This is a genomic window from Ectopseudomonas khazarica (assembly GCF_017915135.1).
GTDB lineage: Bacteria > Pseudomonadota > Gammaproteobacteria > Pseudomonadales > Pseudomonadaceae > Aquipseudomonas > Aquipseudomonas khazarica.
In genome coordinates, this window is sequence record NZ_CP068551.1 from 3,309,858 (window position 1) to 3,323,674 (window position 13,817).

Here is a 13,817-nt window from a genome sequence, read left to right on the forward strand (position 1 = left end):
GGTGAAAAAAAGATCCAATCGATCGGACCCTGATTCGACTATAAAACGCGGCGCCAACTCCATGTTCTGTCTGACGTTTTCCGCGTGTAACAAAAGTGGGCAATAAGCTAGCACGACGAAAGGCAACTTTACACAGGCAGACGCATCAGCTCTCCACCATCGCCAGTGCCTCTTCGACATCCACTGCCACCAGACGCGAGCAGCCCGGCTCGTGCATGGTAACCCCCATCAATTGATCGGCCATTTCCATGGCGATCTTGTTGTGGGTGATGTAGATGAACTGCACCGTTGCCGACATCTCCTTGACCAGGCGCGCATAACGACCCACGTTGGCGTCGTCCAGCGGCGCATCCACTTCGTCCAGCATGCAGAACGGCGCCGGATTGAGCTGGAAGATGGAAAACACCAGTGCCAGGGCGGTCAACGCCTTCTCTCCACCGGAGAGCAAATGGATGGTGCTGTTCTTCTTGCCCGGGGGCCGCGCCATGATGGTTACACCGGTATCGAGTAAATCTTCGCCGGTGAGTTCCAAATAAGCACTGCCGCCACCGAAAACTTTTGGAAAGAGTGCCTGCAAACCGCCATTGATCTGATCGAAAGTTTCCTTGAAACGATTGCGCGTTTCCTTGTCGATCTTGCGAATGACGTTTTCCAGGGTTTCCAGCGCTTCGACCAGATCGGCATCCTGCGCATCCAGATAACGCTTGCGCTCGGATTGCTGCTGGTACTCGTCGATCGCCGCCAGGTTGATCGGCCCAAGACGCGCGATACGCGCGGCCATGCGCTCGAGTTCCTCTTCCCAGGCACTCTCCGTGGCATCGGCCGGCAGCGTGGCGATCACCCCGTGCAGGTCGTAATTGTCCTCGGCGAGCTGATCGGCGAGGGCCTTGCGCCGCACGTTGAGCGACTGCCAGTCCATGCGCTGCTGCTCCAGCTGGCCGCGCAGCAGTTGCGCCTGCTGCTCGGCCTGGCTGCGACGCTTCTCGGCGTCGCGCAGTTCGCGATCGGCATCTTCCAGGGTCAGGCGTGCCTGACGCAGCTCCTCGTCCACCGCCATGCGCCGTTCGAGCAGCTCCTCGAGCTTGATGCGCAGCTCTTCCAGCGGCGCCTCGCCCTCCTCCAGGTTCAGTGACAGCTGCTCACGCCGCTCGTGCAGGCGCTCGGCCTGCATTTCCAGACGCTCCAGCGCCTGGCGAGTGGAGTCGTGCTGCGCCTTGAGCGAGCCGAGGCGCACCGCCAGCTGATGGGCATGATCCTTGTGCTGGCGGGCCTCCTGACGCACCCGGTCGAGGCGCTCGCGCAGGCTGTCACGGCTGGCCAGCAGGCTCTCGCGCTGCTCGTTGTCCTGGGCCATGGCATCCAGCGCATCCTGCAGGTGCAGGCGCGCTTCACCGAGCTGCTCCTGCTCCAGCGCACGCTGCTCGGCCACTTCCTGCAGCTCGTCGTGCAGACGACGGCGACGCAGGCCCAGCTGCTCGGCCTTGGCCTGGCTGGCGGACAGCCGCGCCTTCAGCTCGGCCAGCTGGCGGCCAAGCTCCTGGCCCTGGCGACGCTGTTGCTCACGCAGCTCTTCCTGACGGCGCTGCTCGTCACGCAGGCCCAGCAGACGCTCATCCAGTTGCGCCAGCGCCGCCTCGCGCTCCTCACGTTCCAGTTGCAGGCGCTCCAGCTCCTGAGCGCGCGCCAGCACGCCGCTGTCCGCCTCGGCAGCGCGACGTACGCGCAGGAAATGCCGACCGACCCAGTAACCGTCACGGCTGATCAGGCTTTCGCCCTCGGCCAGTTGCGCACGCGCCGCCAGCGCCTGCTCCAGCGACTCGACCGGACGCACGCCGGCCAGCCAGGGCGACAGGTCGTGGCTCGCCTCCACCTTGTCCAGCAGGCTGCCGGCGTTGCGCATGCCGCCCCTGGCGGGGCTGAGCAGGCGCAGCTCGCCCTGTTCCAGCGCGGAGAAATCCAGCCCGGCAAAATCGTCCAGCAGCACGGCCTGCAGGTCGGCACCGAGCACGGTCTCCACCGCCAGCTCCCAGCCGGCCTCCACGCGCAGCCCTTCGGCCAGGCGCGGACGCTGTTGCAGACCCTGCTCGCGCAGCCACTCGCCAGCGCCCTGCACCGGGTCCAGCGCGGCCTGTTGCAGCGCCTCCAGCGAGGCCAGGCGACCATCGAGACGCTGCAACTCGCCCTGTGCCTGCTGCTGCGCCTGACCGGCCTGCTGCAGTTCCTCGCGCAACTGCTGCAGGCGCTCGGCCTGCTGCTCCTCGGCCAGTTGCAGGGCTTCGTGCTCCAGCTCGCCGGCGGCCAGCTGTTCGCTCAGTTCGAGAATGGCGGCGTCTTCGGGGTCGGCGGCCAGTTGCTGCAATTCTTCGCCCAGGCGACGCTGACGCTCGCTCAGGCGCTCGAGGCTCTGTTCCAGCTGGGCGATGCGCGACTGCTGCACCTCGGCCTGGCGACGCGGCTCGGCACTGCGCTGGTTGAAGCTGTCCCACTGCTCCTGCCAGCCGTGCATGGTGGTCTCGGCTTCCTCCAGGCTGGCGGCGGACTCCTCGGCGGCGGCCGCAGTCATCTCCTGCTCGGGCAGGAGCATCTCCAGCTCCTCGCCCAGGGTGGCCAGCAGGGTACGGTCGTGGCCGAGGTGCGACTCGGTTTCCAGGCGCGCCTTTTCCGCCTCGCGCAGGTCGTCCTGCAACTGGCGCAGGCGCTGCTGGCCGTGCTGGATGCTCTGCTCGACGCGGGCGATATCGCCGCCCACGGAATAGAAACGGCCCTGCACCAGGTTGAAACGCTCGGACAGCTCGTGATGACCGTCGCGCAGGCGCTCGATGCTGGCATCGGCACTGCGCTGCTCGGCCACCAGGGCCTCGAAGGCCACCTCCTGGTCACCGATCACCTGCTCGCGGCTGCCGACCTGCTGGTTCAGGGTCTGCCAGCGCAGCGCCAGCAGCTGAGCCTTGAGCTGACGCTCCTCGGCCTTGTATTCCTGGTACTTCTCCGCGGCCTGGGCCTGCCGGTGCAGGCGCTCGAGCTGGCGCTCCAGCTCCTCGCGCAGGTCGGTCAGGCGCGCCAGGTTTTCCTGGGTGCGGCGGATGCGATTCTCGGTCTCGCGACGGCGCTCCTTGTACTTGGAGATACCGGCGGCTTCCTCGATGAAGTTGCGCAGTTCCTCGGGCTTGGCCTCGATCAGCTTGCTGATCATGCCCTGCTCGATGATCGAGTAGCTGCGCGGCCCCAGGCCGGTACCGAGGAAGATGTCGGTGATGTCGCGGCGACGGCACTTGGTGCCGTTGAGGAAGTAAGTGTTCTGCGCGTCGCGGGTGACCCGACGGCGGATGGAAATCTCGGCGAAGGCGGCGTACTCGCCCACCAGCGAGTTGTCGCTGTTGTCGAAGATCAGCTCGATGGACGCCTGGGTCACCGGCTTGCGCGTGTTGGAGCCGTTGAAGATGACGTCGGTCATCGACTCGCCACGCAGGTTCTTCGCCGAACTTTCGCCCATCACCCAGCGCACGGCGTCGATGATGTTGGACTTGCCGCAACCGTTGGGCCCAACCACCGCCGCCATGTTGCTGGGAAAGCTGACCGTCGTCGGATCGACGAAGGACTTGAAGCCGGCCAGCTTGATGCTCTTCAGGCGCATCGGGGCTTAGCGCTCCGCCAGGGTCGCCAGCACCAGCTGGCAGTTGTGCTGACCGTAGGCCTGCAGGACTTCGCGGGCACGCTCGTGGTCACGCCCGATGATCGCCTGCAGCAGGCTGGCGAAGGTGCCCATGAACTGGCCCATCTCGCCTTTGCGGCGCTCCAGCGCCAGGTGGTAGGTGCGGCTGATGGCCGGCAACAGGTTCTCCAGGGTTTCCTGCAGGTAGGGATTGTCGGCGAAGGGAAAGGCCGCGCGCATGACGTCGAAGCTGTTCTCGACGAAGGCGCCGATGTCGCCACGCTGCAGGCTGTCCAGCAGGCGCTGCTGGATGTCGATGAACGGCGCCAGGTCGGTTTCCACCTTCCACCCTTCGATCACCGCGCGGGCCAGCATGGCGTAAAGGTCGATGGTCAGCGCATAGAGGCTGGTGACGTGATGGGCGGTCAGTTCGCTGACCTGGGCACCCCGGCGCGGCAGGATCACGATCAGGTGGCGACGTTCGAGAATCAGCAGTGCCTCGCGCACCGAACCACGGCTGACATTCAGGGCCTGGGTGACCTTCTGCTCCTGGATGCGCTCACGTTCCCTGAGCTCACCACGAATGATGCGTTCGGCCAGATAGTGGGCAATTTGCTCGGCGAGGCTGTCCGGGGCCTTGAACGTCATGACATTCCTTATGTGCGTCGATACAGCGGGCAGGCGGTCGAGTCTGGGGGCCCCGCCACGGCTGGGCGGAAGCAAGAAAATCTGGCGGCGAGTGTAACACAGGGTGTTACCGGGCCAAGCGTCCGCGGCATGTGCTTTCCGTTCTAAAGGTTGGCCATGAAGCCATGGTCACAAAAACTGATCGTCCTACAATCCTACATGTCAGTTCATAACAACAATCAGACGGAGACCGGCATGTTCGAAAGACTTCCCTCGCACTGGATGCTCGCCCTGAAGAAGGTCGGCTACTGGATCTGGCTGATCCCGGTGCTCGGCATCCCCCTCAGCTACCACTGGTCGCTGGGCAGCGCCCATGCCGACGCCTGGGCCTGGCTGGTGATCACGGTGGTGTTCGGCGTGATTCCGCTGCTCGACTTCGTCGTGGGCCGCGACCCGGCCAACCCGGACGAGCGCGACCAGGTGCCAGCCCTGGAAGCCCAGGGCTACTATCGCCTGCTGAGCCTGGCGACGGTGCCGCTGCTGCTGGCGATGCTGGTCTGGAGCGCCTGGATATTCGTCAGTTACGCGGGCTGGAGCTGGGTCGGCCAGCTCGGCTGGGTACTCTCGGTGGGCACGGTGATGGGCGCCATCGGCATCACTGTCTCGCACGAGCTGATTCACAAGGATGCGGCGCTGGAACAGAACGCCGGCGGCCTGCTGCTGGCAGCGGTGTGCTACGCAGGCTTCAAGGTGGAGCACGTGCGTGGCCACCATGTGCATGTCTCGACGCCGGAAGACGCCTCGTCCTCGCGGTTTGGCCAGAGCCTGTACGCCTTCCTGCCACATGCCTACAAGCACAACTTCCTCAATGCCTGGAGGCTGGAGGCCGAGCGCCTCCAGCGCCGTGGCCTGCCTGCCCTGCACTGGCGCAACGAGCTGATCTGGTGGTACGCCATCAGTGCGCTGCTGTTGCTCGGTTTCAGCCTGGCCTTCGGCTGGCTGGGCGCACTGTTCTTCCTGGGCCAGGCGCTGATGGCCTTCACCCTGCTGGAGATCGTCAACTACGTCGAACACTACGGCCTGCACCGGCGCAAACTGGACAACGGCCGCTACGAGCGCACCACGCCGCATCACTCGTGGAACAGCAACTTCCTGCTGACCAACCTGTTCCTCTTCCACCTGCAGCGCCACTCCGACCACCACGCCTACGCCAAGCGGCGCTACCAGGTACTGCGCCATTTCGACGACAGCCCGCAACTCCCCAACGGCTATGCCGGAATGATCGTGCTCGCCCTCTTTCCGCCACTGTGGCGCGCAATCATGGACCCCAAGGTGCGCGCCTACTACGCCGGCGAGGAACACCAGCTGAGCGAATCGCAGCTGACCTGAGCATCGCTCGCCCCAGCCAGCCCCGGCCGCACAAGCGCCCGGGGCTGTTTTGCTGCACCGCACGCCATGCGCGCAACCCTCTCCTGGTTCACACCGCCTCCCCCTCTCCAGGCCCCGTGCCAGCGCCCTTCACTGGCATGAAAGTCGCTACGCTTTCTGCATCAGCCGCTCATAACCGAAACGCATGACAAACAGCTGACCGCCAGGTCAAATATTTGTTGACCCAAAAGTCAGAAATCTCTAGATTGCCCCTATTGGCAACCGCGCCAGCGCCTTGCGACGCGTGCATTTCACTGGCGGCCAACCGATTCATAACAATAAAGTGCCTGGAGGTCGTCCTTGATCCAGTTTTTACTCAACCGGGAGCTGCGTACCGAGCATGCCCTGGACCCCAACGTCACCGTGCTCAACTACCTGCGTGAACACGTCGGCAAGACCGGAACCAAGGAAGGCTGCGCCTCCGGCGACTGTGGCGCCTGCACCGTGGTGGTCGGCGAACTGATCGGGGAGCGCGTGCGCTACCGCACCCTCAACTCCTGCCTGACCTTCGTCTCCAGCCTGCACGGCAAGCAACTGATCACCGTCGAAGACCTCAAGCACCAGGGCAAGCTGCACAGCGTGCAGCAGGCGATGGTCGACTGCCACGGTTCGCAGTGCGGTTTCTGCACCCCCGGTTTCATCATGTCGCTGTTCGCCCTGCAGAAGAACCAGGCCGCGTCAGGTGCCAGCGGCTACGACAAGGGCGCTACGCTGGAGGCCCTGGCCGGCAACCTGTGCCGCTGCACCGGCTACCGCCCGATCATCGACGCCGCCGAGCAGGCCTGCTGCCAGAAGCAGCCGGACCAGTTCGATGCCTTCGAGAGCGATACCGTCGCCCAGCTCAAGGCCATCACCCCGCGTGAAACCGCCGAACTCAACAGTGGCGACAAGCGCTGCCTGGTACCGCTGACCGTGGCCGACCTGGCCGACCTCTACACCGCCAACCCCGAAGCGCGCCTGCTGGCTGGCGGCACCGACCTGGCCCTGGAAGTCACCCAGTTCCACCGTGAACTGCCGGTGATGATCTACGTCGGCCATATCGAAGACATGAAGCGCATCGAAGTGACCGACAGTGCCATCGAGATCGGCGCCGCCGCCGCGCTGTCCGACTGCTACGCAGCGCTGTCGCACGAATACCCGGACTTCGGCGAGCTGCTGCACCGCTTCGCCTCGCTGCAGATCCGCAACCAGGGCACCCTGGGCGGCAACATCGGCAACGCCTCGCCCATCGGCGACGCCCCGCCGCTGCTGATCGCCCTGGGTGCGCAGATTGCCCTGCGCCAGGGCAACAACCGGCGCATCCTGCCGCTGCAGGAGTACTTCCTCGACTACAAGGTGACCGCTCGCCAGGAAGCCGAGTTCATCGAGAAGATCATCGTGCCACGCAAGCAGGCGAACCAGGCGTTCCGCGCCTACAAGGTGTCCAAGCGCCTCGACGACGACATCTCCGCCGTCTGCGCGGCGTTCAGCCTGACCCTCGTCGACGGCGTGGTGAGCGAAGCGCGCATCGCCTTCGGTGGCATGGCCGCCATCCCCAAACGTGCCAGCGCCTGCGAAGCGGCCCTGGTCGGCTCGGCCTGGTATCCAGGCGTGATCGAACGCGCCTGCGAGGCGCTGAGTGAAGACTTCACCCCGCTGTCGGATTTCCGCGCCAGCAAGGAATACCGCCTGCTCACTGCCCAGAACCTGCTGCGCAAGTTCTTCCTGGAACAGCAGTCACCCGAGATCGAAACCCGGGTTACCGCTTACGCGTAAGCGTGCAGTGAATTGATCCGCCGCCGGCCCGTCCGGCGGCATGCGAAGTTTTGGAGGCGAAGATGTCCAGTCATATCGAACACAAATCCCAGGAAGAGCTGGCCGCACTGTTTCGCGCCGGCATGACCAGCGGCGTGGGCCGCAGCGTCAAGCACGAGAGTGCGGACAAGCACGTATCCGGCGAAGCGGTCTATGTCGACGACCGCCTGGAATTCCCCAACCAGCTGCACGTCTACGCACGCCAGTCCGACCGTGCCCACGCGCGCATCGTGCGCATCGACACCCGCCCCTGCTACGAGATTCCGGGCGTGGCCATCGCCATCACCAAGGATGACGTACCGGGCCAGCTGGATATCGGCCCGGTGGTCGCCGGCGACCCGCTGCTGGCCGACGGCAAGGTCGAGTACGTCGGCCAGGTGGTCCTGGCAGTGGCCGCCGACAGCCTGGAAACCGCACGCAAGGCGGCCATGGCCGCGATCGTCGAGTACGAGGACCTGGAGCCTGTGCTCGACGTGGTCGAGGCCTACCGCAAGCAGCACTTCGTCCTAGCCAGCCACACCCACCGCATCGGCGACTCGGCTGCCCAGCTGGCCAGCGCCCCGCGTCGCCTGCAGGGCACGCTGCACATCGGCGGCCAGGAGCACTTCTACCTGGAAACGCAGATTTCCTCGGTCATGCCTACCGAGGATGGCGGCATGCTGGTCTACACCTCGACGCAGAACCCCACCGAGGTGCAGAAGCTGGTCGCCGAGGTGCTCGGCGTGCCGATGAACAAGATCGTCATCGACATGCGTCGCATGGGGGGCGGTTTCGGCGGCAAGGAAACCCAGGCCGCGGGTCCCGCCTGCCTGTGCGCGGTGATCGCGCACCTCACCGGCCGGCCGACCAAGATGCGCCTGCCGCGCATGGAAGACATGAGCATGACCGGCAAGCGCCACCCCTTCTATGTCGAGTACGACGTCGGCTTCGATGACGACGGCCTGCTGCACGGCATCGAGATGGACCTGGCCGGCAACTGCGGCTACTCGCCGGACCTGTCCGGTTCCATCGTCGACCGCGCCATGTTCCACTCGGACAACGCCTACTTCCTGGGCAACGCCACCATCAACGGTCATCGCTGCAAGACCAACACCGCCTCGAACACCGCCTATCGCGGCTTCGGCGGCCCGCAGGGCATGGTCGCCATCGAGGAAGTGATGGACGCCGTCGCCCGCAGCCTGGGCAAGGACCCGCTGGAAGTGCGCAAGCGCAACTACTACGGCAAGACCGAGCGCAACGTCACCCACTACCACCAGACCGTCGAGCACAACGTCATCCACGAGATGACCGCCGAGCTGGAGGCAAGCTGCGAGTACGCCAAACGCCGCGAGGAAATCCGCGCCTTCAACGCCGGGAGCCCGGTGCTGAAGAAAGGCCTGGCCATGACCCCGGTGAAGTTCGGCATCAGCTTCACGGCCACCTTCCTCAACCAGGCCGGTGCGCTGATCCACATCTACACCGACGGTTCGATCCACCTGAACCACGGCGGCACCGAGATGGGCCAGGGCCTGAACACCAAGGTCGCGCAGGTCGTGGCCGAGGTCTTCCAGGTCGATATCGAGCGCATCCAGATCACCGCCACCAACACCGACAAGGTGCCCAACACCTCGCCCACCGCTGCCTCCAGCGGTGCCGACCTCAACGGTATGGCGGCGAAGAACGCCGCCGAAACCATCAAGCAGCGCCTGGTGGACTTCCTGGTGCGCGACTACAAGGTCACACCGGAAGACATCGAGTTCCGCAATGGCCAGGTACGGGTGCGCGATCACTTCCTGTCGTTCGAGGAAATGATCCAGAAGGCCTACTTCGGCCAGGTATCGCTGTCCTCGACCGGCTTCTACCGCACGCCGAAGATCTACTACGACCGCGACAAGGCTGCCGGCCGCCCCTTCTACTACTACGCCTACGGCGTGGCCTGCGTGGAGGTGCTGGTGGATACCCTGACCGGCGAGTACCGCATGCTGCGTGGCGACATCCTGCATGACGTCGGCGACTCGCTGAACCCGGCCATCGACATCGGCCAGGTCGAGGGTGCCTTCGTCCAGGGCATGGGCTGGCTGACCTGCGAGGAGCTGGTGTGGAACGCCAAGGGCAAGCTGATGACCAACGGCCCGGCCAGCTACAAGATCCCGGCCATCGCCGACATGCCCATCGACCTGCGCGTGAAGCTGGTGGAGAACCGCAAGAACCCGGAAGACACCGTGTTCCACTCCAAGGCCGTCGGCGAGCCGCCGTTCATGCTCGGCATCGCGGCCTGGTGCGCCCTGAAGGACGCCGTGGCCAGCCTGGCCGACTACCAGGTGCAACCGCAGATCGACGCCCCGGCCACGCCCGAGCGCGTGCTCTGGGGTGTGGAGCAGATGCGCAAGCTGAAGGCTCAGGCCAAGGCGGCCAGTGCCACCGAGGCCGAACCGGCCTGACCTGTAGGAGCCAGCTTGCTGGCGATCCGCGCCTCAGGATCGCCGGCAAGCCGGCTCCTACGACAAGTGCTTCAATCGAAAAACGCAACAGGTGTACAACAATGACAAGACACACCGAGCCGAACAATCCACCCGCGCGCCCGGCACCGGAGCCGATTCTCGAGCCGTCGCCGAGCAACTGGCGCCTGCCGCGCCCGGGACAGACCACGCCTTCCTGGAGGCTGAGCAAATGAGCTGGATCAGTGCCCTCGCCGACCTGCAAGACAAGGGCGAAGCCTGCGTGCTGGTGACCATCATCGAGGAGCGCGGCTCGACCCCGCGCAACGCCGGCTCGAAGATGGTGGTCACCGCCGAGCGCATCTTCGAAACCATCGGTGGCGGCCACCTGGAGTACAAGGCCATGCAGATGGCCCGTGAAATGCTCGAGAGCCGCAGCCAGGACACCCGCCTGGAGCGCTTTTCCCTCGGCGCCAGCCTCGGCCAGTGCTGCGGCGGCGCCACCGTGCTGCTGTTCGAGCCCATGGGCCAGCCCCAGGCGCAGATCGCCGTGTTCGGCGCCGGCCATGTCGGCCGTGCACTGGTGCCGCTGCTGGCCAGCCTGCCGTGCAAGGTGCGCTGGATCGACTCGCGGGAGAACGAGTTCCCCGAGCAGATCCCGGCCAACGTGCAGAAGATCGTCAACGACGAGGTGGTCGACGAGGTGGAGAACATGCCGCCCGGCAGCTACTACATCGTCATGACCCACAACCATCAGCTCGACCTGGAGCTGACCGCAGCGATCCTGCAACGCGGCGACTTCGCCTACTACGGCCTGATCGGCTCCCGCACCAAACGCGTCAAGTTCGAGCACCGCCTGCGCGAGCGCGGCTTCGAGGAGCCGCTCATGGCACGCATGCGCTGCCCGATGGGTCTGCCCGAGGTGAAGGGCAAGTTGCCGGTGGAGATCGCCGTGTCCATCGCCGGCGAGGTGATCGCCACCTACAACGCCCTGTTTGGTGAAAAGACGGCCGGCCAGAAGGTCAAGAAAGGCGAATCCAGCGTGGCCAGGCTGCTGCCGGCGTCGCGCCGCTCCTGATTGCCCCGATTTTCCGGTGCGCAAGGCGCACCCCAGCCACAACGCTGTTCACCCGGGGACGCATGAGTTCTACTCGCCTCCCCGCCGGGAGACGCGACGACCGCTCGCGCTCGCCCCGTGGCCAGCGCACAGCATTGATCAACCCATGAGATTCGAACGATGAGCAATACCGTCAAAGCCTACCGCGCCGCCATCCTGCACAGCCTGGCCGACCCGGCCGTGGTCGGCGTGGAACAGTCCTATCAGTACTTCGAGGAGGGCATCCTGCTGATCGAGAATGGCAAGGTCGCCCAGGTTGGCGCTGCCGCCGAGCTGCTGCCGAAACTGGCCGGTGTCGAGGTACAGCACTACCGCGATGCGCTCATCACCCCCGGCTTCATCGACACCCACATCCACTACCCGCAGACCGGCATGATCGCCTCCTACGGCGAGCAGCTGCTGGACTGGCTCGAGACCTACACCTTCCCCACCGAGCAACAGTTCGCCGACAAGGCCCACGCCAGCGACGTGGCGGCGATCTTCCTCAAGGAGCTGCTGCGCAACGGCACCACCACCGCCCTGGTGTTCGGCAGCGTGCACCCGCAGTCGGTGGACGCCTTCTTCGAGCAAGCCGACAAGCTCAACCTGCGCATGATCGCCGGCAAGGTGCTGATGGATCGCAACGCCCCGGACTACCTGACCGATACCGCGGAAACCGGCTATGCCGAGAGCAAGGCGCTGATCGAACGCTGGCACGGCAAGGGCCGCCTGCACTACGCCGTCACCCCGCGCTTCGCCCCGACCAGCACGCCGCAGCAGCTGGAGCTGGCCGGCAAGCTGCTCGGCGAGTACCCGGACCTGTACATGCACACCCACCTGTCCGAGAACCGCAAGGAGATCGAGTGGGTCAAGGCGCTGTTCCCCGAGCGCAAGGGTTACCTGGACGTCTACGACCACCACAGGCTGATCGGCCCGCGCGCCGTATTCGCCCATGGCGTGCACCTGTGCGACGAGGAGTGCCAGCGCCTGGCCGAAACCGGCTCGGCAGTGGCCTTCTGCCCGACCTCCAACCTGTTCCTGGGCAGCGGCCTGTTCGACCTGAACAAGCTGGAAGCACACGGCGTCCGCGTCGGCCTGGGTACGGACGTCGGCGCCGGTACCAGCTTCAGCCAGCTGCAGTCGCTGAACGAGGCGTACAAGGTGATGCAGCTGCAGGGCAAGAAGCTCGACCCCTTCAAGTCGCTGTACCTGGCCACCCTGGGCGGCGCCAATGCGCTGTATCTGGACGACAAGCTGGGCAACTTCCTGCCCGGCAAGGACGCCGACTTCCTGGTGCTGGACTACAACGCCACACCGCTGATCAGCTACCGCATGCAACAGGCCAGGAGCCTGGAAGAGCGCCTGTTCGCCCTGACCATGCTCGGTGACGATCGCGCCGTGAAGGAGACCTTCGCCGCCGGCGTATCGGTGCACCAGCGCAGCTGAGGCCAACGCCCGAGCGCTTTCGTCGCAGCGGATCCATCCGCGATCAGGCTGTCGGCAATGCGCGGCGCGAGATGTTCACCACGCGACACGATCGCAGGAGAGCCTGCTTGCCGGCGATCAGCTCAGCTGCGCATCGCTGGCCTGCCACGCCCGCCCGACAAAAAAGCCCCGATGCGCGAACATCGGGGCTTTTTTCGTATCCAGCACATCCAATCAGCGGTTGGCCGCGTTCCGCCCAGGCTTCTTCTTGGTCTGCAGCAGGTGCGAGAACACTGCGTGCAGGTCATCCGAAGCGCTTTCCTCGTCCAGGTTCAGCTTGCTGTCGATATGGTCCATGTGGTGCATCATCAGGTGGACCGCACGCTCGGCATCGCGTGCCTCGATGGCGTCGATCAGCTGGTTGTGCTCATCGTACGAGCAATGCGAGCGGCTGCCGCTTTCGTACTGGGCGATGATCAGCGAGGTCTGCGATACCAGGCTGCGCTGGAAGCTCACCAGCGGCGCGTTACGCGCGGCCTCGGCCAGCTTCAGGTGGAACTCGCCGGACAGGCGGATGCCGGCGCCACGGTCCCCCCGGGAGAAGCTGTCCTGCTCGTCCTTGACCATCTGCCGCAGCTCGGCGAGCTGCTCTGCCGTGGCATGCTCGACGGCCAGCTCGGTGATCGCGCGCTCCACCAGTCGGCGTGCGTAGAAGATCTGCCGGGCTTCCTCGACACTGGGGCTGGCCACTACCGCACCGCGATTCGGCCGCAGCAGCACCACCCCTTCATGGGCCAGACGCGACAGGGCACGGCGAATGATGGTGCGACTGACACCGAAGATCTCGCCCAGGGCCTCTTCGCTCAGCTTGGTGCCTGGCGCCAGGCGCTGCTCGAGAATGGCATCGAAGATATGGGCATATACGACATCGTCCTGAGTCCCGCTACGGCTGCTCTTGCCCGCACGCGGCTGCTTCTTCAGTGGCTGCAATTGATCGTTCATTCTGGCTCGCGTCAATGAGAGTCGGCGACACTGCGACTCTACTGTGTTCTACCCGGTAGCTGACAAGCTCCGAGCGAAAAAACATCAGAAAAATATTCGGCCAATTGTACACAACTCAACCAGCCACCACACCTGTCGTCGTATGACGTCCTCCCTGAGAGGTCAGCCGGCAGGCGAGAAACCGAGCGCGCCTTCAAACTCTTTCCTTATATGCACGCCTCCCTTCAGGTCGTTACCGGATAAGGCCGAGTCGATCGCTCCTGGCATGCCCTCCCGAGACCAGAACGAGCTGCAGCATGGATCATCCATCTGTCTGTTTTAAAAGGGCTTTTACCAACAGACAGACGATTGTCGCCAAATCCACCCGCTGAATCCT

The 13,817-nt window shown here is 64.9% G+C and carries 9 protein-coding genes; 6 read left to right on the top strand and 3 right to left on the bottom strand.

Going from position 1 to position 13,817, the window contains the following annotated elements:
* Positions 1-145: 145 nt before the first annotated feature.
* Both smc and JLK41_RS15795 read right to left on the bottom strand, forming a co-directional pair.
* Positions 146-3,634 (bottom strand): chromosome segregation protein SMC, encoded by a 3,489-nt coding sequence (gene smc, locus JLK41_RS15790; RefSeq protein WP_210389334.1) that lies wholly within the window; start codon positions 3,632-3,634, stop codon positions 146-148.
* 6 nt (positions 3,635-3,640) lie between these two features.
* Positions 3,641-4,300, bottom strand: coding sequence for a GntR family transcriptional regulator (locus tag JLK41_RS15795; protein WP_210389335.1), 660 nt, complete (start codon positions 4,298-4,300; stop codon positions 3,641-3,643).
* Between the two features lie 234 nt (positions 4,301-4,534).
* Here JLK41_RS15795 and JLK41_RS15800 point away from each other — a divergent pair, with 234 nt between their 5' ends.
* The 6 genes from JLK41_RS15800 (at position 4,535) to guaD (ending at position 12,460) form a co-directional block, all read left to right on the top strand.
* A complete protein-coding gene (locus JLK41_RS15800; protein WP_150605672.1) occupies positions 4,535-5,668 on the top strand; it encodes an alkane 1-monooxygenase in 1,134 nt (377 codons plus the stop codon).
* A gap of 339 nt (positions 5,669-6,007) precedes the next feature.
* Positions 6,008-7,462: a xanthine dehydrogenase small subunit gene (xdhA, locus tag JLK41_RS15805; RefSeq protein WP_037050570.1), complete on the top strand. Its 1,455-nt coding sequence runs from the start codon at positions 6,008-6,010 to the stop codon at positions 7,460-7,462.
* Between the two features lie 62 nt (positions 7,463-7,524).
* Entirely contained in the window at positions 7,525-9,921 is a 2,397-nt protein-coding gene (gene xdhB / locus JLK41_RS15810) for a xanthine dehydrogenase molybdopterin binding subunit (protein WP_150605673.1), read from the top strand.
* 101 nt (positions 9,922-10,022) lie between these two features.
* Positions 10,023-10,154, top strand: a complete 132-nt coding sequence (locus JLK41_RS25485; RefSeq protein ID WP_256662971.1) for a hypothetical protein — start codon at positions 10,023-10,025, stop codon at positions 10,152-10,154.
* Positions 10,151-10,996, top strand: a complete 846-nt coding sequence (gene xdhC, locus JLK41_RS15815) for a xanthine dehydrogenase accessory protein XdhC (protein ID WP_134675552.1) — start codon at positions 10,151-10,153, stop codon at positions 10,994-10,996. Before JLK41_RS25485 ends, xdhC begins: the two co-directional genes overlap by 4 nt.
* A gap of 159 nt (positions 10,997-11,155) precedes the next feature.
* A complete protein-coding gene (gene guaD / locus JLK41_RS15820) occupies positions 11,156-12,460 on the top strand; it encodes a guanine deaminase (RefSeq protein WP_210389336.1) in 1,305 nt (434 codons plus the stop codon).
* A gap of 213 nt (positions 12,461-12,673) precedes the next feature.
* Here guaD and JLK41_RS15825 read toward each other — a convergent pair whose 3' ends face one another.
* Complete coding sequence (locus JLK41_RS15825; RefSeq protein WP_037050562.1) at positions 12,674-13,441, bottom strand: GntR family transcriptional regulator; 768 nt, start codon at positions 13,439-13,441, stop codon at positions 12,674-12,676.
* Positions 13,442-13,817: the final 376 nt, after the last annotated feature.

Excerpts from the sequence above, each read along its gene's own strand:
- smc (WP_210389334.1), bottom strand. The coding sequence starts at position 3,634 with ATGCGCCTGAAGAGCATCAAGCTGGCCGGCTTCAAGTCCTTCGTCGAT.
- JLK41_RS15795 (WP_210389335.1), bottom strand. The coding sequence starts at position 4,300 with ATGACGTTCAAGGCCCCGGACAGCCTCGCCGAGCAAATTGCCCACTAT.
- JLK41_RS15800 (WP_150605672.1), top strand. The coding sequence starts at position 4,535 with ATGTTCGAAAGACTTCCCTCGCACTGGATGCTCGCCCTGAAGAAGGTC.
- xdhB (WP_150605673.1), top strand. The coding sequence starts at position 7,525 with ATGTCCAGTCATATCGAACACAAATCCCAGGAAGAGCTGGCCGCACTG.
- JLK41_RS25485 (WP_256662971.1), top strand. The coding sequence starts at position 10,023 with ATGACAAGACACACCGAGCCGAACAATCCACCCGCGCGCCCGGCACCG.
- xdhC (WP_134675552.1), top strand. The coding sequence starts at position 10,151 with ATGAGCTGGATCAGTGCCCTCGCCGACCTGCAAGACAAGGGCGAAGCC.
- guaD (WP_210389336.1), top strand. The coding sequence starts at position 11,156 with ATGAGCAATACCGTCAAAGCCTACCGCGCCGCCATCCTGCACAGCCTG.
- JLK41_RS15825 (WP_037050562.1), bottom strand. The coding sequence starts at position 13,441 with ATGAACGATCAATTGCAGCCACTGAAGAAGCAGCCGCGTGCGGGCAAG.